The organism is Leclercia tamurae, assembly GCF_025566055.1.
GTDB lineage: Bacteria > Pseudomonadota > Gammaproteobacteria > Enterobacterales > Enterobacteriaceae > Enterobacter > Enterobacter tamurae.
Genome location: NZ_JAMHKS010000076.1, coordinates 21,937 through 46,147, shown reverse-complemented (window position 1 = coordinate 46,147; position 24,211 = coordinate 21,937). Strand labels below are relative to the sequence as shown.

General features: G+C 56.6%; 25 protein-coding genes and 1 pseudogene. 15 read left to right on the top strand and 11 right to left on the bottom strand.

What is annotated here, in order from left to right:
• Positions 1 to 52: 52 nt before the first annotated feature.
• Positions 53 to 292: a YobH family protein gene (locus tag M8318_RS16385; protein WP_261643995.1), complete on the bottom strand. Its 240-nt coding sequence runs from the start codon at positions 290 to 292 to the stop codon at positions 53 to 55.
• Positions 293 to 450: 158 nt separating this feature from the next.
• Between M8318_RS16385 and mgrB the strand changes: the two genes are divergently transcribed.
• From mgrB to rlmA, 7 genes and pseudogenes are all read left to right on the top strand, one after another.
• Complete coding sequence (gene mgrB, locus M8318_RS16380; RefSeq protein WP_103180034.1) at positions 451 to 594, top strand: PhoP/PhoQ regulator MgrB; 144 nt, start codon at positions 451 to 453, stop codon at positions 592 to 594.
• Positions 595 to 667: 73 nt separating this feature from the next.
• Positions 668 to 958 (top strand): YebO family protein, encoded by a 291-nt coding sequence (locus tag M8318_RS16375; RefSeq protein ID WP_106993294.1) that lies wholly within the window; start codon positions 668 to 670, stop codon positions 956 to 958.
• Positions 959 to 977: 19 nt separating this feature from the next.
• Positions 978 to 1,967, top strand: a complete 990-nt coding sequence (locus tag M8318_RS16370) for an MBL fold metallo-hydrolase (protein ID WP_262663548.1) — start codon at positions 978 to 980, stop codon at positions 1,965 to 1,967.
• Between the two features lie 526 nt (positions 1,968 to 2,493).
• Positions 2,494 to 2,638: pseudogene (locus M8318_RS16365) on the top strand (DUF2627 domain-containing protein).
• A 12-nt stretch (positions 2,639 to 2,650) separates the two neighbouring features.
• The gene (gene cspE, locus M8318_RS16360) at positions 2,651 to 2,860 is read left to right on the top strand and encodes a transcription antiterminator/RNA stability regulator CspE (protein ID WP_001062678.1); all 210 of its coding nucleotides are present in this window, start codon (positions 2,651 to 2,653) and stop codon (positions 2,858 to 2,860) included.
• 217 nt (positions 2,861 to 3,077) lie between these two features.
• Positions 3,078 to 4,796, top strand: a complete 1,719-nt coding sequence (gene ftsI, locus M8318_RS16355) for a peptidoglycan glycosyltransferase FtsI (protein WP_262663547.1) — start codon at positions 3,078 to 3,080, stop codon at positions 4,794 to 4,796.
• A gap of 63 nt (positions 4,797 to 4,859) precedes the next feature.
• Positions 4,860 to 5,675 carry a 23S rRNA (guanine(745)-N(1))-methyltransferase gene (gene rlmA / locus M8318_RS16350; protein ID WP_262663546.1) on the top strand — a complete coding sequence of 272 codons (816 nt, stop codon included), beginning with the start codon at positions 4,860 to 4,862 and terminating at the stop codon, positions 5,673 to 5,675.
• On the opposite strand, the gene mntP is transcribed toward rlmA, so the two are convergent.
• The 5 genes from mntP to manX form a co-directional block, all read right to left on the bottom strand.
• Positions 5,672 to 6,235 carry a manganese efflux pump MntP gene (gene mntP, locus M8318_RS16345; protein ID WP_262663795.1) on the bottom strand — a complete coding sequence of 188 codons (564 nt, stop codon included), beginning with the start codon at positions 6,233 to 6,235 and terminating at the stop codon, positions 5,672 to 5,674. The genes rlmA and mntP overlap by 4 nt on opposite strands.
• 389 nt (positions 6,236 to 6,624) lie before the next feature.
• On the bottom strand, positions 6,625 to 7,083 hold the full coding sequence (locus tag M8318_RS16340; protein WP_262663544.1) for a DUF986 family protein: 459 nt from the start codon (positions 7,081 to 7,083) through the stop codon (positions 6,625 to 6,627).
• Positions 7,084 to 7,139: 56 nt separating this feature from the next.
• Positions 7,140 to 7,991 (bottom strand): PTS mannose transporter subunit IID, encoded by an 852-nt coding sequence (locus tag M8318_RS16335; protein ID WP_039030789.1) that lies wholly within the window; start codon positions 7,989 to 7,991, stop codon positions 7,140 to 7,142.
• A 12-nt stretch (positions 7,992 to 8,003) separates the two neighbouring features.
• Positions 8,004 to 8,801, bottom strand: a complete 798-nt coding sequence (locus M8318_RS16330) for a PTS mannose/fructose/sorbose transporter subunit IIC (protein WP_106993287.1) — start codon at positions 8,799 to 8,801, stop codon at positions 8,004 to 8,006.
• A 46-nt stretch (positions 8,802 to 8,847) separates the two neighbouring features.
• Positions 8,848 to 9,822: a PTS mannose transporter subunit IIAB gene (manX, locus tag M8318_RS16325; protein WP_262663542.1), complete on the bottom strand. Its 975-nt coding sequence runs from the start codon at positions 9,820 to 9,822 to the stop codon at positions 8,848 to 8,850.
• A gap of 317 nt (positions 9,823 to 10,139) precedes the next feature.
• Between manX and M8318_RS22760 the strand changes: the two genes are divergently transcribed.
• Complete coding sequence (locus M8318_RS22760) at positions 10,140 to 10,298, top strand: protein YoaL (RefSeq protein WP_408612297.1); 159 nt, start codon at positions 10,140 to 10,142, stop codon at positions 10,296 to 10,298.
• Entirely contained in the window at positions 10,286 to 11,845 is a 1,560-nt protein-coding gene (gene yoaE / locus M8318_RS16320; RefSeq protein WP_262663541.1) for a CNNM family cation transport protein YoaE, read from the top strand. The genes M8318_RS22760 and yoaE overlap by 13 nt, the downstream gene beginning before the upstream one ends.
• Here the strand turns inward: yoaE and M8318_RS16315 are convergent, their stop codons facing one another.
• The 4 genes from M8318_RS16315 to pabB form a co-directional block, all read right to left on the bottom strand.
• Positions 11,846 to 13,438 carry an EAL domain-containing protein gene (locus M8318_RS16315; protein WP_262663540.1) on the bottom strand — a complete coding sequence of 531 codons (1,593 nt, stop codon included), beginning with the start codon at positions 13,436 to 13,438 and terminating at the stop codon, positions 11,846 to 11,848.
• A 164-nt stretch (positions 13,439 to 13,602) separates the two neighbouring features.
• The gene (gene sdaA, locus M8318_RS16310; protein ID WP_106993283.1) at positions 13,603 to 14,967 is read right to left on the bottom strand and encodes an L-serine ammonia-lyase; all 1,365 of its coding nucleotides are present in this window, start codon (positions 14,965 to 14,967) and stop codon (positions 13,603 to 13,605) included.
• Positions 14,968 to 15,150: 183 nt separating this feature from the next.
• A complete protein-coding gene (locus tag M8318_RS16305) occupies positions 15,151 to 15,729 on the bottom strand; it encodes a CoA pyrophosphatase (protein WP_262663539.1) in 579 nt (192 codons plus the stop codon).
• Between the two features lie 3 nt (positions 15,730 to 15,732).
• Positions 15,733 to 17,085 (bottom strand): aminodeoxychorismate synthase component 1, encoded by a 1,353-nt coding sequence (pabB, locus tag M8318_RS16300; RefSeq protein ID WP_262663538.1) that lies wholly within the window; start codon positions 17,083 to 17,085, stop codon positions 15,733 to 15,735.
• Positions 17,086 to 17,146: 61 nt separating this feature from the next.
• On the opposite strand from pabB, the gene M8318_RS16295 reads away from it, so the two are divergent.
• Positions 17,147 to 17,332, top strand: coding sequence for a YoaH family protein (locus tag M8318_RS16295; protein ID WP_106993280.1), 186 nt, complete (start codon positions 17,147 to 17,149; stop codon positions 17,330 to 17,332).
• A 5-nt stretch (positions 17,333 to 17,337) separates the two neighbouring features.
• Here the strand turns inward: M8318_RS16295 and M8318_RS16290 are convergent, their stop codons facing one another.
• Positions 17,338 to 17,682, bottom strand: a complete 345-nt coding sequence (locus tag M8318_RS16290) for a RidA family protein (protein ID WP_106993279.1) — start codon at positions 17,680 to 17,682, stop codon at positions 17,338 to 17,340.
• 127 nt (positions 17,683 to 17,809) lie between these two features.
• Between M8318_RS16290 and M8318_RS16285 the strand changes: the two genes are divergently transcribed.
• The 5 genes from M8318_RS16285 (at position 17,810) to rnd (ending at position 24,205) form a co-directional block, all read left to right on the top strand.
• The gene (locus M8318_RS16285; RefSeq protein ID WP_262663537.1) at positions 17,810 to 19,720 is read left to right on the top strand and encodes an ATP-dependent DNA helicase; all 1,911 of its coding nucleotides are present in this window, start codon (positions 17,810 to 17,812) and stop codon (positions 19,718 to 19,720) included.
• Between the two features lie 66 nt (positions 19,721 to 19,786).
• A complete protein-coding gene (gene tsaB / locus M8318_RS16280; RefSeq protein WP_262663536.1) occupies positions 19,787 to 20,482 on the top strand; it encodes a tRNA (adenosine(37)-N6)-threonylcarbamoyltransferase complex dimerization subunit type 1 TsaB in 696 nt (231 codons plus the stop codon).
• A gap of 37 nt (positions 20,483 to 20,519) precedes the next feature.
• Complete coding sequence (locus M8318_RS16275; RefSeq protein WP_262663535.1) at positions 20,520 to 21,113, top strand: Slp family lipoprotein; 594 nt, start codon at positions 20,520 to 20,522, stop codon at positions 21,111 to 21,113.
• A gap of 204 nt (positions 21,114 to 21,317) precedes the next feature.
• Positions 21,318 to 23,003 carry a long-chain-fatty-acid--CoA ligase FadD gene (fadD, locus tag M8318_RS16270; protein WP_146145510.1) on the top strand — a complete coding sequence of 562 codons (1,686 nt, stop codon included), beginning with the start codon at positions 21,318 to 21,320 and terminating at the stop codon, positions 23,001 to 23,003.
• A 74-nt stretch (positions 23,004 to 23,077) separates the two neighbouring features.
• On the top strand, positions 23,078 to 24,205 hold the full coding sequence (gene rnd, locus M8318_RS16265) for a ribonuclease D (RefSeq protein WP_262663534.1): 1,128 nt from the start codon (positions 23,078 to 23,080) through the stop codon (positions 24,203 to 24,205).
• Positions 24,206 to 24,211: the final 6 nt, after the last annotated feature.

The following is a 24,211-nucleotide window of genomic DNA, read 5'->3' as shown; positions in this document are numbered from 1 at the left end:
TTATTCCTGCATAAAAAACGCTGCCATCTGGCAGCGTTTTTTATGCTTTGCGTTAGCCGTTATCGACCACTATTTCGCTCTTTCGCAGCAGCGGGCAGCGGGAGAGTCCAATAACGCCGCTATCAGAATGAATATACTGCGCAGTGCTGAACCCGCGCGCGGTGAGGTACTGGCATTGAATCCCCAGCCCGGCAGCATTCTCTTTACTGCCCGTCAGCACGCCGTAGCCTGCGAGCAGTAAACCTGTCCAGATCAATGCTATAACAATCAGTGTGCGAATAAAAAAGCGCATTATTGCCTCATTTTTTTAATGACTGCCGCCCAGCCTAACCCATACATTCACGTTAACAAGTCTATGATTCCGAAAGGCTCGTCTTCACGTTACAGTTAGGCATGGTTTAAGTTGTGCATGATAACCTGGCATCAGGCAGTTATGGGACGGAGAGTGGAGTGAAAAAAATACGCTGGGTGATTCTGGTGCTGGTATTGGTGGCCTGTGTGTTGCTCTGGACGCAGACCATCAACGTGATGTGTGACCAGGATGTACAGTTCTTTAGCGGTATTTGTTCTATCAATAAGTTTATCCCCTGGTAACAGGCATTTTTATCGCAAATGATTTCCTTCCTTAACGCGAGTGGTAATATGAGCGTTTTTAGTGGGGGGTGAAATGGGTGAGTTAGTGAATTCCGGGATGCTTAATGTGGTATCTCTGGCGATCTCGGTGGTATTGCTGGTAGTGGGGCTGGTGGTGTGGTTTTTCGTCAACCGTGCAAGCTCCCGTACCAATGAGCAAATTGAACTGCTGGAAACATTAGTCGATTTGCAGAAACGACAGAACGCGCTACTGCGCCGCCTGTGCGAAGCCAATGAACCGGAAGAGAAAGAAGCACCAAAAGCGGCAGAAGAGACGGCTAACAGCCAGGACGATGACTTTATTCGTCTGGTAGCTGAACGCTAACCAGTCAGGGGAGGTGAGTATGGCCTGGAGCAATCCCTGGTATAACGCCTCCCTCGCGCATCATACCCCGCAGGGTTTTCGCAATACTGATGGATCTGAGCACCAGCCCGGCGATGTCGAACGCTGGCAGAAAGAACGCAAAGCCGCCGGCCTGCCGAAACCGCCCGAACAGGGTTACGACCAGTTTATCCGTCAGTGGTGGCAACCTGTCACCCTGAATACCCATGAAGAAGACGGCGTCTGGTGGTTGGGTCATGCCAGCCTGCTGCTGCGCCTGAACGGGAAGTATATTCTCACCGATCCGGTTTTTTCCCGTCGCGCCTCCCCGGTCTCCTTTGCCGGGCCTGTCAGAAAAACGCCGTCGGTGATGAACGTTGCGGCACTGCCGCCGCTCGATGCGCTGGTCATTTCCCATAACCATTTTGATCACCTGGACTCGGCCACGATCCGCCAGCTTCTGCGACGTTTTCCGCAGCTCACCTTTTTTGTGCCATTGGGCCTGGGGGAGTGGTGCCGTCGGCGCGGGGCCAGGCAGGTCGTCGAGCTGGACTGGTGGCAAAGCTACATCTTTGAGGGGATGGTGTTCACCGCCGTCCCGGCACAGCACTGGAGTATGCGCACCCTGTGGGATCGCAACCGCTCGCTATGGTGTGGCTGGGTCTTTGAGGGGCAAAACCAGCGTTTCTGGTTCAGCGGCGATACCGGCTATACCCCGGAACTGCTGACCATACCGCAACGGCTGGGAAAACTGGATACCATTGCGATACCCGTTGGCGCCTATGCACCACGCTGGTTCATGGGGGTTCATCATATGGATCCGCAGTCGGCGGTGGCGCTCTGGCAAAAGCTGGGCATGCCGAAGGCGATCCCGATCCACTGGGGCGTATTTGAGCTGACGGACGAATCGCTGGATGAACCGGTCAGAGAGCTCTCTCAGGCCCTGAGGGATTTATCGCTGCCGGGCGATAACTTTCAGCCCTTACGAATTGGCCAATATTTATCCATATAAACTATTCTTTGTTCGGTTAGTACTTATTCCGTATTAAACCGACGCGGATCATATTTTATTTTAATCGAAACGTTTTGATTGCCTTTTTTTGAAGCAGGTTCATAAAAATATCATTATTTTGGTGCATAGCGACAATCAAGGTGCTGTGTATATAAGTTAAACAAGCGAAGCGCTTGTTGCTGTTTTTTTTCACGTAAACAAATGCCTGCCGTTACGATTAAATGAGCATAACTTCTTACCAATTGTTCTAACGTAAATAACCGCATCACGAAATCAGCCTCGCTTGCTGGACGTTATGTAGTTAATGGTCTAAGGTAAAAAAGTCTTTGATAACAGCGTCTACCCTGACGGTTACTGATCGAGCAACATACGGGCTATGTATACACGTAAGTGCATTACTGTGCAGATTGTGGCAAATCAGTCCCTGAATTTGTGCGGCTGATCGAGACACGTTTAAAAATGGCTTGCCATTATTTAAGTTGTGTGTGATAACACGGTTTGGGTCAAACGAGGTACAGTTCTGTTTATGTGTGGCATTTTCAGTAAAGAAGTCCTGAGTAAACACGTTGTCGTTGAATACCGCTTCTCTGCCGAACCTTATATTAGTGCCTCATGCAGTAATGTCTCAGTTTTATCTCAGTGAATGCCTGCGGGCGAAGAAAACATTCTAAGGAATTTTGCAAATGGCAAAGATTAAAGGTCAAGTTAAGTGGTTCAACGAGTCTAAAGGTTTTGGTTTCATTACTCCTGCTGACGGCAGCAAAGATGTGTTCGTACACTTCTCTGCAATCCAGGGTAACGGCTTCAAAACTCTGGCTGAAGGCCAGAACGTTGAGTTCGAAATTCAGGACGGCCAGAAAGGTCCGGCTGCTGTTAACGTAACCGCTATCTGATCGAACCCCTGCCTAATCTGAAGCGTTTCGACGTTTCAGTTGCAGAGATAAAGCCTCGCCTGTGCGGGGCTTTTTAATGTAATTTTTTCAAAGTGTTACCAGCTGCGTCTCCGTTTGCAGTTTGTTGCAAAGCTGCGAGAGTATTAGCATTGTTTTCCCCATCAGGGTGCAAATTTGCCGTTAAATCAGGGCGTTGTTATTCAGCCCTGGAGCTCTGGTGAAAAAGAAACCCGTCAATCCCGCAGCAAACTTCACCCCAATACGTTTTGCCCTTCTCTGCCTGGCCATCTTTGGCAGTCTGGTTTTCCTGCTGGGGCGCGTCGCCTGGCTGCAGATTGTTAAACCGGACCCGCTGGTCAAGCAGGAGGATATGCGCTCGCTGCGGGAAGTCGCTATTAACGCCCCGAGAGGGATGATTGTCGACAGGGAAGGGCGGCCGCTGGCGGTGAGCGTGCCGGTGCAGGCGGTGTGGGCCGATCCGAAAACGGTGCTGGCGAAAGGTGGGGTCGGGTATGATGATCGCTGGCAGGCGTTAGCCAGTGCGCTGCATTTGTCGCTCAGCAACCTTGCCGCGCGGATCAACGGCAATCCTCAGGGACGTTTTATCTATCTGGCTCGCCAGGTGGATCCCGCTCAGGCCCAGTGGATCGAAAAACTGCATCTGCCGGGTATCAGCCTGCGCGATGAGTCCCGACGGTTTTATCCGGCCGGACACGTGGCGGCCAACCTGATCGGCTTTACCAACATCGACGGGCAGGGAATTGAAGGGATCGAGAAAAGTTTCAACACGCAGCTCACCGGCAAGCCCGGCCTGCGCCGCGTCCGCGAAGATCGCTTCGGTCATGTGATCGAGAATATTACTGAAGTCCCGCCCGTCCCGGCCCATAACATTCAGCTGAGCATTGACGAGCGGTTACAAACTATCACCGAAGATGCGCTGGACAATGCCGTGGCGTGGAACAAGGCGGAGTCGGGCGCGGCGGTGCTGATCAACGTCCAGACCGGGGAGATCCTCGCTATGGCCAGCTTCCCGGACTTCAATCCCAATAACCGTGACGGCGCGACGCTGAATGATTTTCGTAATCGTGCCATCAGCGACACCTTCGAGCCGGGCTCTACCGTCAAGCCGCTGGTGCTGATGACCGCGCTCCAGCAAGGGCTGGTGCAGCCGGACAGCGTTATCGACACCCATCCCTACACCCTGGCCGGACACCGCATCCGCGATGTTGGTTATTACCCGGAGCTGACGCTGACCGGCATCCTGCAAAAATCGAGCGATACCGGCGTGTCCCGGCTCTCGCTGGCGATGCCGATCCAGCGGCTGCTGGATACCTATCATGGGTTCGGTTTTGGTCGCTCTACCGGGCTGGGCTTAACCGGGGAGAGCAGCGGCCTGCTGCCCGAGCGTAAATTCTGGAGCCAGCTCGATCGCGCTACCTTTGCCTTTGGCTATGGCCTGATGGTCACTCCGCTCCAGCTGGCTCACGTCTACGCCACCATTGGCAGCAATGGCCTGGAACGTCCGCTCTCCATCACCCGTATCGATCCGCCGGTTATCGGCACTCAGGTGATGCCCGCATCCATTGTGCAGGAGGTGGAGCACATGATGGAGAGCGTGGCGCTGCCCGGCGGCGGTGGGGTTAAAGCGGCGGTGCGTGATTACCGGGTGGCGGTGAAAACCGGTACCGCGAAGAAAATCGATGACGGCGGCAACTATGTCGATAAATACGTGGCCTATACCGCCGGCGTGGCCCCGGCCAGCCGTCCGGTGTTTGCTCTCGCGGTGGTGATCAACGATCCGCAAAACGGGGCCTATTATGGCGGGGCAGTCTCCGCGCCGGTATTCAGCCAGATAATGGGTGACGTGCTGCGCATCGAAAACATCAAACCTGACGGCTTACCGGCCGATTCCAGCCATCTTATCGTAATGCGTTAAGGCCGTTTTATAGCGGGGCGATTAGCGGTACACTTTCGCCCTTTATGATTGCCCGGAGTTCCCATGACATTCTGCTGTCCTCTTTGCCACGCGCCGCTGGCGCAAACGGATAAAAGTTACGCCTGCCCGCAGGGGCATCGGTACGATATGGCGAAAGAGGGCTATGTCAATCTGCTCCCGGTGCAGCACAAGCGTTCCCGCGATCCGGGCGACAGCGCGGAGATGATGCAGGCGCGCAGAGCTTTCCTCGACGCCGGTCATTATCAGCCCCTGCGCGATGCGGTGGCCGGTAAGCTGGCGACCTTACTGCCCGCTAGCGCAACGTCGATTCTTGATATCGGCTGCGGGGAAGGGTATTACACCGCCGCCTTTGCCGATACTGCAGCGACAAAGGGTGCCGGAACCTTTGGGCTGGACGTCTCTAAATCCGCCATCCGTGCCGCAGCCAAACGCTATTCGCAGGTCACCTTTTGCGTGGCGTCCAGCCACCGTCTGCCGTTTGAAGAGAGCAGCATGGATGCGGTGATCCGCATTTACGCTCCCTGCAAAGGGGAAGAGCTGGCCCGGGTGGTGAAAGAGGGCGGCTGGGTGATTACCGTCACGCCGGGTCCGCGTCACCTGATGGAGCTGAAAGGGCTGATTTACAGCGATGTTCTGCTGCATGCCCCGCACTCAGAGCAGCTGGCAGGTTTTGCGCTCCGGGAGGAGCAGTCGCTGGCGTATAACATGTCGTTGAGCGGAACAGAGGCGGTGGCGCTGTTACAGATGACGCCGTTTGCGTGGCGGGCAAAACCGGAGGTGTGGGAGACGCTGGCAAAACAGGAACTATTTAGCTGCCAGACAGATTTTAGCATCCACTGCTGGCAGCGCGTCGGTTAACCGGCGAAGTGGCTCCACATGATTTGAGCCCCGATACCAATTAACACCACACCGCCGAGGATCTCGGCGCGTTTGCCTAACAGCGGGCCGATAAAGCGGCCGATCATCATCCCCAGGGTGGACATGATTAAGGTCGCGCAGCCAATTGCCAGCGCGGTAGCAATGATGTTCACCTGCAGAAACGCCAGCCCCACGCCAACCGCCATTGCATCAAGACTGGTGGCGATTGCTGTCGTCACCAGCAGCCAGAAGCCGTGGCGGTGAACGGGCTGGTCTTCATCGACATCATTACGAATGCCTTCGATAACCATACGCCCGCCGAGGAAGGTCAGCAGGATAAAGGCGATCCAGTGGTTCCATTCCAGCACGAACTGGCTGGCGAGCATCCCCAGACCCCAACCGATCAGCGGCGTCAGGGTTTCTATCGCACCGAAGATAAGGCCGGTACGCAGGGCTTCAGAGAATTTGGGTTTGTGGAGCGTGGCACCTTTCCCCATGGAAGCAGCAAAGGCATCCATAGACATACCAAAGGCCAGAAGAAGGGTTGCAGAGAGGTTCATCAGCGCGTCCAGACCGGGAATATCCATATGACACATCACTGCCCCCAGTAAACAGCAGTTGATGCATCTATGGTCTCGCCTGATCCCTCTGCCTGACGCAGAAACAATCCATACGTGCCACGTTTTGCAACGAGTATGTTGACACGTACATTTCCGGCATGCCGGAAATCGGCTACTCCCCAACGACGGGCGCAACCTTAACATATTTTGAGAAGTTAAAACAACAACCGGAAGTATTATTCGTCAGGCTTGATGATAACGATTTTCATTTAGATTTTAATGTGAAAATAACGTTAGTAATATGACGTGTATTACATCATCAAATATAGCTTTGGCTATATGACAGGTTAAATTCATCGTCAAAATATAGCCAATGCTATTATTTTATCTCATTGAGTTTTAACGAGTAATTTGTATATCTTCTCCAGGTCGTCAATATTCTTGACCCGCACGAGCAGGCGCCGCTGCTCTAATTGCATCACCAGCACGCCGTCTTCCGATAAATTCATCTCTTTAATGCGGTTATATTCTATCCAGACATTGGCGAAAAAGAATCCAGTGGATTTGAAGATTATTTTCGGAACTCGCATCCAGAACAGATAAAACGCCATTAATGCCAGAGCACATAATAACCATGTGGTTAATAAAGCACCCTGGCTCATCACGTTGTTATAAATCAGGATCATCAGCAGGCCAGCAAAGATGATGGCATCAACGCGGCCGCGACGTAGCAGGGGGATGGTCAGCAGGGTCGCGCCATGGCGGCGGGGCATGATCAATTCGTCGTAGATGGCATACGCCAGAAGGGCAACAATAAAGACAACCAGTACGATGTCCGTGACCGTCATTCATCCTCCGGATAAAAAAACGGGGGCGTACATGCCCCCGGTGTATTCAGTAAAACTTACAGACCCAGCAGACCGATAGCGTAACCCACGATACCGATAACGAAGAAGCCGACGATGATCCACAGCGCATTGACTTTCTTACGCAGCAGCCACATACAGGCGAAGGTTAACAGCAGCGGAACCAGGCCCGGCATCAGCTGGTCAAGGATGGTCTGCACGGTGGTGACGCGAGTCTGACCATCCTGGCCGGTGATGGTTGACACCACCAGTGGGATGTTGACGTGCGTCCACTTGTTCACCAGCGCCCCCATCACAAACAGGCCGAGGATTGACGCCCCCTCAGTCAGTTTCTGCAGGAAGCCGCCGCCCATATCCTGAACGATATCCACCCCTTTACGGTAGCCGTAGGCCACGCCGTAATAACGGGTCGCCAGACGCACCACGTTGAACAGGATAAAGAACAGCAGGGGACCGAGCAGGCTACCGCTCATGGCAATACCGGCACCCAGCGCCGCGAAGACCGGACGCACGGTACCCCAGAAGATTGGGTCGCCCACGCCAGCCAGCGGCCCCATCAGACCCACTTTGATACCGTTGATGGCACCATCGTCGATCTCGGCCCCGTTTGCGCGTTGCTCTTCCATCGCCAGGGTTACGCCCAGTACCGGGGCTGCAACGTAAGGATGGGTGTTGAAGAATTCCAGGTGACGCTTAATCGCCTGACGACGCGCTTCGTTATTTTCCGGGTACAGACGTTTAATCGCCGGCACCATCGAGAAGCAGAAGCCCAGCGCCTGCATACGTTCGAAGTTCCATGAACCCTGGAACAGGTTAGAACGGATGAACACGCCACGAATATCCCCTGGAGTCAGTTTTTTCTGAGGGGTAGTTTTAGTCATATCAACCATGTCGCTCACCTGCTAGTCCAGTTCGTTATCGAGATCGTTATTACCAGCAACCTGTGCACCACCGGCTACGCGGTTATATTTCGGGCTCAGCTGGATATAGAGGATAGCCATGACCGCACCAATCACACCCAGTGCCACCAGGTTGAAGTTGGTAAATGCCGCGGTAACAAAGCCGAGGTAGAAGAACGGCATCAGGTAGCCTGCGCGCATCATGTTGATGACCATCGCATAACCCACCACCACGATCATGCCGCCGGCAATGTTCAGACCGCCGGTCACCACCTCAGGAATGGCGTTCAGCATGCTCTGGACTTCGCTGGTACCGACAGAAATCGCCACGATAACCGCCGGGATAGCGATACGCATCGCCTGCAGGAACAGGGACGAGACGTGGATCCAGGAGAGTGCCGTCAGGTTGCCATTCTCCGCCGCCTTATCAGCCGCATGCTGGAACGCAACGGTGATGGTACGCACGATGATGGTCAGAACCTGGCCTGCCGCCGCCAGCGGGATAGCCAGCGCGATACCGGCACCGATATTTTGATGGCCGGCGATAACCAGAACGGTAGAGATGATGGAGGCGAGGGCCGCATCCGGTGCCACTGCCGCACCGATGTTCATCCAGCCAAGGGCGATCATTTCCAGGGTACCACCGATGATGATACCGGTTTTCATATCCCCGAGAACGGCGCCGATTAAGGTACAGGCAACCAGCGGACGGTGAAACTGAAATTCATCAAGTACGGATTCCATACCCGCTATACACGCGACGATGAACACCAGCACAATCTGAAGAGTGGTAATCTCCATTGTACTTCTCCTATGACATAAGCTTTATGTGAAAATCAGCGCAGGGTTATTTCCCGACTTTGCCGATCAAATCCATCATTTTCAGTTTCTGATCGGTGGAAACCTTACGGGCCTCGAGCTCAATACCGCGGGCATTGAGTTTGTTAAAGGCTTCGATATCTTTCTCATCGACTGAAATCGCGTTGTTCACCTGGGTTTTACCCTGACGGAACGCCATACCCCCAATGTTGACGGACGTAATGTTCACGCCGCCTTCGACCACGCGTTCAACGTCGGTCGGATTGGTAAACAGCAGCATGATGCGCTCGCCCGCATATTTCGGGTTGTTATAAACGCGGATCATTTTGGCGACGTCCACCACGTGGGCGGTCACGCCCGGCGGAGCCACCTGGGTGAGGAGGGTTTTACGCACCGTGTCGGCAGCCACTTCATCGCTGACCACGATGATGCGCTTAACGTTGGTCTCTTTGGTCCAGCGTGTCGCAACCTGACCATGAATCAGACGGTCGTCGATACGCGCAAGGCCTATCTGCATGTAATCGTTCGGGCCCATGGGCTTCAGCGGGGCGGCGGATTTAGGGGCTGCCGCGGCAGCAACCGGTGCTGCTTTCGCAACCTCAACCGGTTTTGCTTTCAGCGCTTTCACGCCTTCGCGACCGGTTTCGACCGCCAGCGCCACCAGCTCGTCAAAGCTCGGGTTGTCGTCGCGGGCCATCAGGGTCTCAACCAGCATCGGAATATTGACCCCGGCGACCACTTCATACTGGTCTTTATCGACAACAATGCGGCTGGCGGCGTTAAACGGGCTACCACCCCATGTGTCAACAAGGAACAATACGCCGCTGCTGGTATCCAGATTTGCCAGTTGAGCCGTGTATTTCTCTATCAGTGTCTCGGCGTTTTCACCGGGAACGAAATCGATCCAGCCGACGTTTTCCTGTTCGCCTAAAAGCATTTCTGCGGTTTTAAGTAACTGCTCTGCAGCCCAACCATGTGTGCCTATAACAATAGCAATAGTCACTTGCTACCTCCTTTTATTATCGTTAATGCCCATCATGCGTCAGGGCATTAGAGATCATCTTCGAAAGAACGAATCGATTCAGATAAGGGTTAGAGTTCAATGAACTAATACTTACGCGATTTATTTTAGACAGTGAAAAAATAATTTATGTGATGAAGATCCGTAATTTAGCCTAAGCCAATGAGATATTTCTGCGATCAAAAAAAGCGCTGAAACATCTGTTTGCAAAGGAAAGTAAATCTTTGCCATAAAGCCCATGTCTCTGATATGTTTAGCGTCCGTTTACTTGTCAGGAGTATTGGGCAGTAGCCCACTGTATGGACCGTCACCGACGCCACTTGTTAACCCGGCCAACTCTGGCCAGCCTCACCGGCGACTCTCGCCACTCACTGTTTACGCCTTTTACCGTTTCGCCCGCATCTGTCGCGGCGCCGTTTTGCCATTCCTTTAGCAGGAGCTTGTCATGGAATTCTTAATGGACCCGCAAATCTGGGTAGGATTGCTCACGCTGGTAGTGCTTGAGATCGTTCTCGGCATCGATAACCTGGTGTTTATTGCCATCCTTGCGGATAAACTGCCGCCTAAACAACGGGATAAAGCCCGTTTAATCGGCCTGTCGCTGGCGCTGATCATGCGTCTTGCACTGCTGTCGGTCATCTCGTGGATGGTGACGCTGACGCAACCGCTGTTTACCGCATTCGATTTCACCTTCTCAGGGCGTGACCTGATCATGCTGGTGGGGGGGCTATTCTTGCTCTTCAAAGCCACAACCGAGCTTCATGAACGGCTGGAAAACCGCCAGCATGATGACGGACACGGCAAAGGCTACGCCAGCTTCTGGGTGGTGGTCATGCAAATCGTGGTGCTGGATGCCGTCTTCTCCCTCGACGCGGTAATTACCGCTGTCGGTATGGTGAACCACCTGCCGGTGATGATGGCTGCTGTGATCATTGCGATGGCGGTGATGCTACTCGCCTCGAAGCCGTTGACACGATTCGTTAACGAGCATCCGACCGTGGTGGTGCTCTGTCTGAGCTTCCTGCTGATGATTGGTCTGAGCCTGGTGGCAGAAGGTTTCGGCTTCCATATTCCGAAAGGCTATCTGTACGCCGCAATTGGTTTCTCGATCATTATAGAGATGTTTAACCAGATTGCCCGCCGCAACTTTATTCGCCAGCAGTCGAACCAGCCGCTGCGTGCCCGTACCGCTGATGCGATCCTGCGTCTGATGGGCGGCCGCCGTGAAGCCAAAGCGCAGCAGGATAACGATAACCATGCTCCGGTGCCGGTACCTGAAGGCGCCTTTGTGGAAGAAGAACGCTATATGATCAACGGCGTGCTGTCGCTGGCCTCGCGCTCCCTGCGCGGGATCATGACCCCGCGCGGTGAGATCAGCTGGGTCGATGCCAGCCTGAGCGTGGAAGAAATCCGCCAGCAGCTGCTCTCCTCCCCGCACAGCCTGTTCCCGGTGTGTCGCGGTGAACTGGATGAGATCATCGGTATTGTGCGTGCTAAAGAGATGTTGGTGGCGCTGGAAGAGGGGGCGAACGTTGAAGCCATTGCGGCCGCCTCGCCTGCCATCGTGGTGCCGGAGACCCTCGACCCGATCAATCTGCTGGGCGTGCTGCGTCGTGCCCGGGGTAGCTTTGTGATCGTGACCAACGAGTTTGGCGTGGTGCAGGGTCTGGTGACGCCACTGGACGTCCTGGAAGCGATTGCCGGTGAGTTCCCGGATGCTGACGAAACCCCGGAAATCATCAACGACAATGATGGTTGGCTGGTAAAAGGCACCACCGACCTGCATGCGCTGCAACATACGCTGGGTCTGGAACGTCTGACCAACAACGATGATGATATCGCGACGGTGGCGGGTCTGGTGATTGCCGTTAATGGTCAGATCCCGCGTGCCGGTGATGTGCTTGAATTGCCGCCGCTGAAGATAACCATCGTGACCGCCAATGATTATCGTGTTGACCTGGTGCGCATTGTTAAAGAGCAGTCTGCCCACGACGAAGACGAGTAATCAGGGTAACAACGGCATCATGTTCCCGTTGTGAGAGGCTGGCGGAGGTGAACTCTCCGCCAGCCACTGCGGGAAATCCCGCAGCGGCATTGGCCGCGCATAGAGGAATCCCTGCAGAATTTCGACGCCGTGCAGGCGTAGATGCTTCGCCTGGTCGCAGGTCTCCACCCCTTCAGCCACCAGCTCAATGTTCAGACGCTGGGCCAGGGCAATAATAATATCCGTCACCGTCGAGTTAACGGCATCGGTGCCAATCGCGGCGGTGAAGGATTTATCAATTTTCAGCACTTCCGGATTGAGTTTTTCCAGCCACGACAGCGAGCTGTTGCCGGTGCCGAAATCATCGATCGCCAGCTTGACCCCTTTCTGATGCAGGGCCTCCACAATGTTGTAATCCATCTCCAGCAGGGTATCGCGCTCGGTAAGCTCAATCACCAGCTGCTGCGCGGGCTCGGCGCTGAACCAGACGCTGTTAAGATCGTGGAGAAGCACCCCGTCGCGAAAATGTTTGGCCGCCACGTTGATGCCAATATGAAACCCCGACGCGGTGGGAAACATCGCCAGATGGCTGACGGTTTCGATCAGCACGTAACGGGTCAGGGGGACAATCAGGTTATGCTCCTCCGCCAGCGGGATAAAAATATCCGGGGCGATCCACCCCTGCCGCGGGTTATTCCAGCGCAGAAGAATTTCTACCCCCACGCAGTCCTGCTTTTTGGCATCGATCAGCGGCTGGCAGAACAGCTCAAACTCTCCGGCAGCAAGCCCATAATTGATCTCCCGGGTAAAGCTCATGCGGCTGGCGGTGGCAAGCCAGGCGATATAGCCCACCAGCATGGTGAAGATCACCGCCAGGGGCAGCTGCGAGGGCAGGTTTCTCAGGGCCAGATCCGTCGGGCCAGGGCCGTTCACGGTAATGGTGAACGGGAAATTACTGGAGGCCTGCTGAAACACCGTCTCGTCACTGTCAAACACCAGCGCATCCGAGAGCTGGCGGTCATAGTTCAGATGCTTACCGCCGACGCTGAGGTTGACGTCGTTGATAATGGGCAGCTGGGGCTCCAGCAGCAGTCTGGCAATAAGATCGATATTCACAATCTCCATCACCCCATCATCAACCTGGCCCGGCACCGGATACCACTGGATAAGCACCGGACTGCCCTGCAGCAGAGCATGGTCGGTGGTAAGGAGCAGTAAAGGCTGAGAAGCGGGCAGCCGGGGCTGGAACTGGCTGATGGGGATATCGCGGTTTCCGAACATGCTGGAGCAGTAGAGAATACCGTCCTTGATCAGACCAATCGAGCGCACGGTTTGCAGGGAGGCGGCCTGTTTACGCAGTAAAAAATTGACCTCCACGCAGGGCAGGCCGATCAGCGGCTGCACCACGTCGCGCCCGGTCTCCAGCGGCTGCAGGATCTTATCCAGGGTCTCAACCGCATGCGACACAAAGGCGGCAGTAGACTGCTGATTTAAATTACGCTGCGAAATAAAGCCGATGATGAGCGAGCAGATGAGAGTGGAGAGGGACAGTACCAGGCAGACGATAATCCGTTTGCGGCGATAATCTGTAATTATCCTGTGAGCTGTTTGCATGCCACGGCCACCCGAAAAGCCACTGGCGCCAATGCCCGTGGCAACTCAGCTAGTGTAGTGGGCATTATTTCAGGTAACGAGAAAAGTGCATGAAATTCGCCCATCTGTATCAGATGGGCGAAGGGGGTATGAAAGACGAAAGTTGCAGCAGGGCAGTCAGAGGATTAGTCGCACTGCACCTTGATCGCCAGGCCGCCGCGGGAGGTTTCGCGGTATTTGGCGTTCATGTCTTTGCCGGTTTCGTACATGGTTTCGATGACCTTATCCAGCGAGACGCGTGGTTCGCTGGTGCGGCGCATCGCCATGCGCGAGGCGTTAATCGCTTTCACCGAGGCGATGGCGTTACGTTCGATACAGGGCACCTGCACCTGACCGGCAACCGGGTCGCAGGTCAGACCGAGGTTGTGCTCCATGCCGATCTCTGCCGCCACGCACACCTGTTCCGGGCTGGCGCCCAGCAGCTCAGCCAGACCGGCAGCCGCCATTGAGCAGGCCACACCGACTTCACCCTGACAGCCGACTTCGGCCCCGGAGATGGAGGCGTTCATCTTATACAGCGCACCCACCGCGCCAGCGGCGAGGAAGTAGCGGATGTAGATATCCGGGCTCACCGATTCGATAAAGTGATCGTAGTAGGCCAGTACCGCCGGAACGATCCCGCAGGCACCGTTGGTCGGGGCCGTGACCACACGTCCGCCGGCGGCGTTCTCTTCGTTTACCGCCAGGGCAAACATGTTCACCCAGTCGATGACGTTCATCGGATCGTTGGAATACTTGTCGGTGGTGACCAGCATCCGGCGCAGGGCAGAGGCGCGACGCGGTACGCGCAGCGGACCTGGCAACACACCTTCGGTATTGATGCCGCGATCGATACAGGCACGCATGGTCTGCCAGACGTTAGCAAAATAGTCTTCAATCTCTTTCTTGCTGTGCAGTGCCAGTTCGTTCTGCATCACCATGCCGGAGAGGGACAGGCCGGTCTCGTGGCAGTAATCCAGCATCTCTTTCGCTGACTTGAACGGGTAAGGTACGTTCACGTCGCCCGCCGTGTCTTTGCCGAAATGCTCTTCGTCGACAATAAAGCCGCCGCCGATAGAGTAATAGGTTTTGCTGTAGACCACTTTGTCGCCGCTGAAGGCGTGAATCTGCATCCCGTTCTCATGCAACGAGAGGTTGTCGCTGCGAAAACGCATCCCGTCGTCCTGGGGGAAGTCCACTTCCTGCCGGCCATTCGCCAGCAGCAGACGACCGCGCGTTTCCACGTCGCGGATAAACGCCGGAATGGCGTCAATATCTACGGTGTCCGGCATATTTCCGGCCAGACCCATAATAATGGCGATATCGGTGTGGTGGCCTTTACCCGTTAACGACAGTGAACCGTATACGTCCACTGCCACGCGGGTAATGCTGTCCAGTAATCCTTTTTCGACCAGGTCATCGACGAACTGTTTACCGGCCTTCATCGGCCCTACAGTGTGGGAAGAAGAGGGACCAATCCCCACTTTGAACATGTCGAATATACTAATCACGTTAACACTCCTGACAGGGTTACCGGGTTTCCAGTAACGATGTAATAACTTCGCATAGTGTAAGAGGGAAGCCCGTCGTCAGCTCAACTATTCACATGAATTAAACTAATGGCCAACGCGGGATTAACTAATAGCGGGAGGCGGATCGCAAAGGTGCAAAAAAGAGGCGAATGTAAAGTATAGTCAAGGTTTCAGGCCGATCTGCAGCGCCAGTTCGCGAATAATTCCCGCGGTCATGCCCCAGACAAAATAATGCTGATACCAGGAGAGCCATACCCGATGATCGTGGCCACGACGATGAATATCCAGGGGATGATAACGGCTCAGACGCAGGGCTTCGGCGAGCGGCATTTCGAACACCGACTCCACTTCATCGACGCTGGCATGATAGGGCAGGTTGGGAGGAATAATGCCCACCACCGGCGTCACCTGAAAACCGGTCACGCTGTCTACGGGCGGCAGGACGCCAATCACCTCGACCTTGTGCGGCGGAATAGCCACTTCTTCCTCGGCTTCACGCAGGGCAGCGGCAATTAACGAGGCGTCGGTGCTGTCCACCGCGCCGCCAGGAAACGCCACCTGACCGGCATGTTTGCGCATCTGCGCGGAACGTCGGGTCAGTAACAGGCCCGGCTGCTCCCGACGCACCACCGGGATCAGCACCGCCGCCTGGCGCTGGTTTAACGACGTGCTGTTCACCTGCGGACGCAAAAGCTGAAAACGCGATAAAAAAATGTCGAGAGTCAGGTCGTGGGTATTCACCAGTTAGCGCTCCAGTTGTTGCAGAATACGATTCACTTTATCAAAGGTTTCCTGATATTCCGCTGCGGCCTGGCTGTCAGCCACGATCCCGCCGCCTGCGGAACAGTAAATTTGTCCGTCCACTGCCGTCAGGGTTCGAATGGTAATGCTGGTATCCATCCCGCCGCACAGACTGAGATAGCCGATGCTGCCGCACCAGGCGTTACGGCGGTGCGGCTCCAGCTCGTCGATGATCTCCATCGCCCGCACCTTAGGCGCGCCGGTGATCGATCCGCCGGGGAAGGCGGCGCGCAGCAGATCGCAGGCGGTCTGCGTGGGCGGCAGCCGGGCGGTAATGGTGCTCACCAGGTGATGGACGGCCGGGAAGGGCTCCACCACGAACAGCTCCGGGACGCGCACGCTTCCCGGCTCCGCCACCCGGCCAATGTCATTGCGCATCAGATCGACAATCATCAGGTTTTCGGCTCTGTCTTTCGGCGAGGCGGCGAGTTTCTCCGCCTGTCGGCGATCGGCGTCCGCATCCGCGAGGCGCGGCAGGGTGCCTTTAATCGGGCGGGTCTGGATGACGCCCTCCGCCAGATGGATAAACCGCTCCGGTGAGAGGCTCAGAATAGCCCCCTCTTCGAGACGCAAAAAGGCGCTAAACGGGGCGCGGTTGTTAGCATTCAGTCGGGTAAAGGCCTGCCACTCGTCGCCCTCATAGCGGGCCTGAAAACGCTGGGCCAGATTGACCTGATAGCAGTCACCGCTGTGCAAAAAGGCCTGCACGCGCTCGAATTTTTCATGATACTCCGCCGCGGTCATATTGGCCTGCCAGCCGGAGGTCAGGCGGAACGCGGGCACATTCGCGGGCGCACGTTGTGATTCGAGCCACGCCAGCCGGGCTTCTGCGTCGCCATGACAGACCAGCGACGCCTGCTGCTTGCGATGATCGACAACGATCGCCCAGTCGTACAGGCCGACGGCCATGTCCGCCAGGGTAATATCACGCCCGGCCCGCTCCGGCAGCTGTTCGAAGCGGCGACCGAGGTCGTAGCCGAACAACCCCAGCACGCCGCCCTGGAAGGGTAGGTCCGGGTTCGGTGTGCAGGGCAGGCCCATCTCATCCATAGCCTGCTGGAGCAAACTCAACGGGCAGGCGTCCGAGTGAACACCGTCAATCAGCGTATCCGCCCCGTGGGTTATCAGGGTGGTGCGCGGGTCGGCCACCAGAATGTCGAAGCGGCTGTAGGGGTGATCCGCATGGCCGGAATGCAGCAGCATCGCCCACGGCAGAGAGCTTAGCGGCGCAAACCAGAATTCTGCGGCATCTGAACGCCAGGGTAATGTCAAAACAGTGGGGGATAACGGGTTCATGGGTGGTAGACTACCGGGCTGCGTGAAATAATTAGCGCTGATAATTTAGCAGGAGTTGACGATGTTTGCAGGTTTACCTTCACTGAGCCACGACCAGCAGCAAAAGGCCGTCGAGCGTATTCAGGAGCTGATGTCCCAGGGGATGAGCAGCGGAGAGGCCATTACCCAGGTGGCAAACGAGTTGCGCGCCACCCATACCGGCGAGCGGATCGTGGCGCGTTTTGAAGATGAGGATGAAGAGGAGTAACGCCCTTACACTGCGGCGATAATCTTAATCTCAACCTTATACTGCGGTTTCATCAGCGTCGCCTGTACCGTGCAACGTACAGGCGCGTGACCTGCCACCACCCACTCATCCCAGGCTTTGTTCATCGCCGCGAAATCATCTTTGTTCGCCAGGAAAATCGTCGCATCCAGAATGCGCGATTTGTCGCTGCCCTGTTTTTCCAGCACCGCGTCGATCTGCGCCAGGGTATTGGCGGTCTGCTCATAAGCGTCGGCCTCCAGATTGGCTGGGACGCCGGTGTAGTACAGGGTCTGGTTGTGGATCACCACATCTGACCAGCGGGCTTCGGCATCAATGCGCACAATTGTCATTTACGTTTCCTCGTTATTGTTTGTTTCAGCAGGCAAGACTGCCATATTGTTTTGCCTGCGTCACTCTCGACTGGCGCCAGGGCGAGCGGCCTGACATAATCCCCTGTGCAAAAATACAGGGGGCAGAGTGGCAGACGATTTCGCAGCAGACGGACAGTTAGCAAAGGCAATTCCCGGCTTTAAGCCGCGCGAACCGCAGCGTCAGATGGCGCACGCGGTAGCCGAGGCAATCGACAGCGCCCGGCCGCTGGTGGTGGAAGCGGGCACCGGCACCGGTAAAACCTATGCCTACCTCGCGCCCGCGCTGCGTGCCAAAAAGAAAGTGATCATCTCCACCGGATCAAAGGCGCTGCAGGATCAACTTTACAGTCGCGATCTGCCCACCGTGGCCAAAGCCCTGAGGTACAAAGGCCGTCTGGCCCTGCTGAAAGGGCGCTCCAACTACCTCTGTATTGAACGGCTCGACCAGCAGGCGCTGGCCGGAGGCGATCTGCCGGTGCAGACCCTCAGCGATGTGATCATCCTGCGCACCTGGGCTAACCAGACCCTCGACGGGGACATCAGCACCTGCGCCAGCGTGGCCGAAGACTCCGCCGTCTGGCCGCTGGTCACCAGCACCAATGACAACTGTCTCGGCAGCGACTGCCCGCTCTACAAAGACTGTTTTGTGGTCAAAGCGCGTAAAACGGCGATGGATGCCGACGTGGTGGTGGTTAACCATCACCTGTTCCTCGCGGATATGGTGGTGAAGGAGAGCGGCTTTGGCGAGCTGATCCCCGAGGCTGACGTATTGATCTTCGATGAAGCCCATCAGCTCCCGGATATCGCCAGCCAGTATTTCGGCCAGTCCCTCTCCAGCCGCCAGCTACTGGACCTGGCGAAAGATTTCACCATCGCCTACCGCACCGAACTGAAAGATACCCAGCAGCTGCAGAAGTGCGCCGACCGTCTGGCGCAAAGCACTCAGGATTTCCGTATGCAGCTCGGCGATCCGGGTTATCGCGGCAACCTGCGCGAACTGCTGGCCGATCAGCATATCCAGCGCGCGCTACTCCTGCTCGACGACGCCCTCGAGCTCTGCTACGACGTGGCGAAGCTCTCCCTTGGCCGTTCCGCGCTGCTGGATGCCGCCTTCGAGCGCGCCACGCTCTACCGCACCCGCCTGAAACGGCTGAAAGAGTTTAACCAGCCAGGCTACAGCTACTGGTACGAATGCAACTCGCGCCATTTCACCCTCGCCCTGACGCCGCTCACCGTGGCTGATAAATTCCAGGACGTAATGGCGCAAAAACCGGGCAGCTGGATCTTTACCTCCGCTACGCTGTCGGTGAACGACGATCTGCACCACTTCACCGAACGTCTCGGCATCGCAGAGGCCAAATCCCTGCTGCTGCCGAGTCCGTTTGATTACGCCACTCAGGCGCTGCTCTGCGTACCGCGTAATCTGCCGCTGCCTAATCAGCCCGGTGCCGCCCGCCATCTGGCGGCGATGCTCAAGCCGATGATCGAGGCCAACAACGGCCGCTGCTTTATGCTCTGTACCTCCCACGCCATGATGCGCGATCTGGCGGAGCAGTTCCGCGCCACCATGACCCTGCCGGTGCTGTTGCAGGGTGAAACCAGCAAAGGCCAGCTATTGCAGCAGTTTGTCACCGCCGGCAACGCTCTGCTGGTGGCAACCAGCAGCTTCTGGGAAGGGGTGGACGTGCGCGGCGACGCCCTGTCGCTGGTGATCATCGACAAACTGCCTTTTACCTCGCCGGACGATCCGCTCCTGAAGGCGCGAATGGAAGATTGCCGTCTGCGCGGGGGCGATCCCTTTGACGAGGTGCAGCTTCCGGACGCGGTAATCACCCTCAAGCAGGGGGTGGGTCGCCTGATCCGCGACGTGGACGATCGCGGGGTGCTGGTAATCTGCGATAACCGGCTGGTGATGCGCCCGTACGGCGCCACCTTTCTCGCCAGCCTGCCACCGGCGCCGCGTACCCGGGATATCGATCGCGCAGTGCGTTTCCTGGCGGCGTCTGAGGCGGAGTAATTTACTGGCGGGTGTGTTAAAATGCGCGCCTTTTTGTGACTGACCCTTGCGAGAGCGCGACAACACATGCGAATTCTGGCTATTGATACCGCCACAGAGGCCTGCTCTGTTGCCCTGTGGAACGACGGTAAACTCTGTGCTCATTTCGAAGAGTGCCCCCGGGAACATACCCAACGTATCCTGCCTTTGGTGAAGATGATCCTCACCGAGGGCAACACCTCCCTGAATAACCTCGATGCCCTGGCCTATGGCCGTGGCCCAGGCAGCTTTACCGGCGTGCGCATCGGGATTGGCATTGCCCAGGGGCTGGCGCTGGGTGCCGAACTGCCGATGATCGGTGTCTCGACCCTCGCTACCATGGCTGAAGGTGCCTGGCGCAATACCGGTGCCACCCGCGTGCTGGCCGCCATCGACGCCCGGATGGGCGAAGTTTACTGGGCTGAGTACACCCGCGATGAGCAGGGCGTCTGGCACGGGGAAGAGAGCGAAGCGGTGCTCACCCCGGACGCAGCAGGCGAACGTATGAAGCAGCTTTCCGGTGAGTGGGCGACCGTCGGAACCGGCTGGCCGGCATGGCCGGAGATGGCCAACGACAGCGGTCTGACCCTGGTGGACGGCAAGGTGCTGCTGCCTGCGGCAGAAGATATGCTGCCTATCGCCCGTCAGCTGCTGGCCGCAGGAAAGACCGTGGCGGTCGAGAAGGCCGAGCCGGTTTATTTGCGAAACACCGTAGCGTGGAAGAAACTTCCGGGCCGGGAGTGAATCTCAGTATCAGAGCCTGAGAAAAAGGAGTCGCATCATGGCGGTTCAAAAATATGTTGTTCGTCTGCTGACCGTCGGGGCCCTTGCCCTGGCATTAACAGGATGTGTCTCTGTCCCTGATGCGATCAAGGGCAGCAGCCCGACGCCGCAGCAGGATCTGGTCCGGGTGATGAACGCCCCGGAGCTGTATGTCGGCCAGGAGGCACGCTTCGGCGGTAAAGTGGTGGAGGTGATGAACCAGCAGGGGAAAACCCGTCTGGAAATCGCCACCGTCCCGCTGGACAGCGGCGCGCGGCCGATTCTGGGTGAAGCCTCGCGCGGGCGCATCTATGCCGATGTGAACGGTTTCCTCGACCCGGTGGATTTCCGTGGCCAGCTGATCACCGTCGTCGGTACGATCACCGGCACGGAGCAGGGCAAAATTGGCAACACGCCGTATAAATTTATGACCCTGCAGGCCAACGGCTATAAACGCTGGCGGGTAGTGCAGCAGGTGGTGATGCCGCCGCAGCCGATCGATCCCTTCTACTGGGGCCCGCATCCGTGGCGCTATGGATATGGCTACGGCTATGGCGGCTGGCCAGGTTACGGTCCCGGACCGGCTCAGGTTCGGACGGTAGTAACAGAGTAACTCCCTGTTAAGACTGAAGAAGAAACAGCGGCCTGGCCGCTGTTTCGTTTTTTTTATCTCCATAACAAAAATAAATAGTGACGCGCTTCGCAACCTTAAATCCGGACAATAAATAAACTGGTACGCTGAGTTAATATTATGTTAACGACTTGTTTATTAACCGGGGCTGTGATGACGACGAACACGCATTTCAGAGGTGATGTAGTGAAGAAGGTTTGGCTTAACCGTTATCCTGCGGATGTGCCTGCAGAGATCAATCCTGACCGTTATCAATCCCTGGTTGAACTGTTTGAAAACTCCGTGACGCGCTACGCCGATCAACCTGCGTTTGTGAACATGGGTGAGGTAATGACCTTCCGTAAGCTGGAAGAGCGCAGCCGGGCGTTTGCGGCCTACCTGCAACAGGGTTTAGGCCTGAAGAAAGGTGACCGGGTAGCGCTGATGATGCCTAACCTGCTGCAGTATCCGGTGGCGCTGTTTGGTATCCTGCGCGCCGGGATGATCGTGGTTAACGTCAATCCGCTCTATACCCCGCGTGAGCTGGAGCACCAGCTGAACGACAGCGGTGCGGCGGCGATTGTGATTGTCTCGAACTTCGCGCATACCCTGGAAAAAGTGGTCGACAAGACCCAGGTCAAACACGTCATTCTGACGCGGATGGGCGATCAGCTCTCCACCGCCAAAGGGACGCTGGTTAACTTTGTTGTTAAATATGTCAAACGTCTGGTGCCGAAATATCACCTGCCGGACGCCATCTCCTTCCGCCGGGCGCTGCACAACGGCTACCGGATGCAGTACGTTAAACCGGAAGTGGTGCCGCAGGATCTGGCCTTCCTGCAGTACACCGGTGGCACCACCGGGGTGGCGAAAGGGGCGATGCTCACCCACCGCAACATGCTGGCGAACCTCGAGCAGGTCAATGCCACCTACGGCCCGCTGCTGCATCGCGGCAAAGAGCTGGTGATCACCGCGCTGCCGCTCTACCACATCTTCGCCCTGACCATGAACTGCCTGCTGTTTATCGAGCTTGGCGGCCAGAACGTGCTCATCACCAACCCGCGGGATATTCCCGGCCTGGTGAAAGAGCTGGCGAAATATCCGTTTACCGCCATGACCGGGGTGAACACTCTGTTCAACGCCCTGCTGAACAACAAAGAGTTCCAGCAGCTCGACTTCTCGACCCTGCATCTGTCGGCGGGCGGTGGGATGCCGGTGCAGCAGGCGGTGGCCGAGCGCTGGGTCAAACTCACCGGGCAGTATCTGCTGGAGGGCTATGGCCTGACCGAGTGCGCTCCGCTGGTGAGCGTCAACCCGCACGACATCGACTACCACAGCGGCAGCATCGGCCTGCCGGTGCCCTCCACCGAAGCCAAACTGGTGGATGACAACGATAACGAAGTGCCGCATGGCGAACCGGGCGAACTCTGCGTGAGAGGGCCGCAGGTGATGCTGGGCTACTGGCAGCGTCCGGACGCCACCGACGAAATCATCAAAGATGGCTGGCTGCACACCGGTGACATTGCGGTGATGGATGACGAAGGTTTCCTGCGCATCGTCGATCGTAAAAAAGATATGATCCTGGTCTCCGGGTTCAACGTCTATCCGAACGAGATTGAAGACGTGGTAATGCAGCACAACGGCGTGCTGGAAGTGGCCGCGGTAGGCGTTCCGGCAGGCAGCAGCGGTGAAACGGTCAAAATCTTTGTGGTGAAAAAAGATCCTGACCTCAGCGAAGAGGCGCTGATTACCTTCTGTCGTCGCCAGCTGACCGGCTACAAAGTGCCGAAACTGGTGGAGTTTCGCGACGAACTGCCCAAATCAAACGTCGGGAAGATATTACGACGAGAATTACGTGACGAAGCGCGCGCCAAAGTAGACAATAAAGCCTGAGCTTCGTGTTAGTCACCCCAAAACGCTGGCCAGGCCGGCGTTTTTTTATGGGCGCAAACCAAAGAGAATATGATTTGAATTACCAGATGATCACCACCAACGACGAGCTGGCTTCGCTGTGCGATGTCACCCGTGACGCACCCGCCATCGCGCTGGATACCGAATTTGTCCGTACCCGCACCTATTACCCGCAGCTGGGTCTGATCCAGATGTATGACGGAAAAAATGTGTCGCTTATCGACCCGCTGGGGATCACCGACTGGGCGCCAATGCGTGCGCTGCTGCTGAATACCGCCATCACTAAATATCTGCATGCCGGAAGTGAAGATCTGGAAGTTTTCCTCAATACCTTCGGCATCATGCCGGAGCCGCTGATCGATACCCAGATCCTCGCTGCCTTTGCCGGTCGCCCACTGTCATGGGGCTTTGCCGCCATGGTGGAAGAGTACACCGGGCTGGTCATCGACAAGAGCGAATCCCGCACCGACTGGCTGGCGCGTCCGCTGACCGAACGCCAGCTCGACTACGCGGCGGCGGATGTGTTCTACCTGCTGCCGATTGCCGGTCAGCTGATGAAAGAGGCTGAAGCTTCCGGCTGGCTGCCTGCTGCCCTCAATGAGTGCCGGATGACGCAGCTGCGTCGTCAGGAGACTACCGATCCGAAAGAGGCGTGGCGCGATATCAGCAACGCCTGGCAGCTGCGCACCCGTCAGCTGGCCTGTCTGCAGCTGCTGGCGGACTGGCGTCTGCGTAAGGCGCGCGAGCGCGACCTGGCGGTGAACTTTGTGGTGCGTGAAGAGCATCTGTGGGCCGTGGCGCGTTACATGCCGGGTAGCCTGGGCGAGCTGGACAGCATCGGCCTTTCCGGCTCGGAGATCCGCTTCCACGGTAAAACCCTGCTGGCGCTGGTGGAAAAGGCGCAGGCGTTGCCGGAAGAGGCATTGCCGCAGCCGCTGTTGAACCTGATGGATATGCCGGGTTATCGCAAAGCCTTTAAGGCGATTAAAGCCCTGGTGCAGGAAGTGGCAGCGGAGAGCAAACTCAGCGCCGAACTGTTGGCCTCACGTCGTCAGATCAACCAACTGCTGAACGCGCACTGGAAGCTGAAGCCGCAAAACGGTACGCCGGAACTGATGGCAGGCTGGCGCGGGGAACTGATGGCCGATCGCCTGAATACGCTACTGGAAGCGTATCCGCAGTAATCGCCC

Excerpts from the sequence above, each read along its gene's own strand:
- M8318_RS16275 (WP_262663535.1), top strand. The coding sequence starts at position 20,520 with ATGGCGGTTCAAAAATATGTTGTTCGTCTGCTGACCGTCGGGGCCCTT.
- M8318_RS16370 (WP_262663548.1), top strand. The coding sequence starts at position 978 with ATGGCCTGGAGCAATCCCTGGTATAACGCCTCCCTCGCGCATCATACC.
- M8318_RS16295 (WP_106993280.1), top strand. The coding sequence starts at position 17,147 with ATGTTTGCAGGTTTACCTTCACTGAGCCACGACCAGCAGCAAAAGGCC.
- M8318_RS16330 (WP_106993287.1), bottom strand. The coding sequence starts at position 8,801 with ATGGAGATTACCACTCTTCAGATTGTGCTGGTGTTCATCGTCGCGTGT.
- M8318_RS22760 (WP_408612297.1), top strand. The coding sequence starts at position 10,140 with ATGGACCGTCACCGACGCCACTTGTTAACCCGGCCAACTCTGGCCAGC.
- rlmA (WP_262663546.1), top strand. The coding sequence starts at position 4,860 with ATGACATTCTGCTGTCCTCTTTGCCACGCGCCGCTGGCGCAAACGGAT.
- M8318_RS16335 (WP_039030789.1), bottom strand. The coding sequence starts at position 7,991 with ATGGTTGATATGACTAAAACTACCCCTCAGAAAAAACTGACTCCAGGG.
- M8318_RS16340 (WP_262663544.1), bottom strand. The coding sequence starts at position 7,083 with ATGACGGTCACGGACATCGTACTGGTTGTCTTTATTGTTGCCCTTCTG.
- M8318_RS16385 (WP_261643995.1), bottom strand. The coding sequence starts at position 292 with ATGCGCTTTTTTATTCGCACACTGATTGTTATAGCATTGATCTGGACA.
- M8318_RS16375 (WP_106993294.1), top strand. The coding sequence starts at position 668 with ATGGGTGAGTTAGTGAATTCCGGGATGCTTAATGTGGTATCTCTGGCG.
- M8318_RS16315 (WP_262663540.1), bottom strand. The coding sequence starts at position 13,438 with ATGCAAACAGCTCACAGGATAATTACAGATTATCGCCGCAAACGGATT.
- mntP (WP_262663795.1), bottom strand. The coding sequence starts at position 6,235 with ATGAACCTCTCTGCAACCCTTCTTCTGGCCTTTGGTATGTCTATGGAT.
- pabB (WP_262663538.1), bottom strand. The coding sequence starts at position 17,085 with ATGAACCCGTTATCCCCCACTGTTTTGACATTACCCTGGCGTTCAGAT.
- M8318_RS16290 (WP_106993279.1), bottom strand. The coding sequence starts at position 17,682 with ATGACAATTGTGCGCATTGATGCCGAAGCCCGCTGGTCAGATGTGGTG.
- tsaB (WP_262663536.1), top strand. The coding sequence starts at position 19,787 with ATGCGAATTCTGGCTATTGATACCGCCACAGAGGCCTGCTCTGTTGCC.
- yoaE (WP_262663541.1), top strand. The coding sequence starts at position 10,286 with ATGGAATTCTTAATGGACCCGCAAATCTGGGTAGGATTGCTCACGCTG.
- cspE (WP_001062678.1), top strand. The coding sequence starts at position 2,651 with ATGGCAAAGATTAAAGGTCAAGTTAAGTGGTTCAACGAGTCTAAAGGT.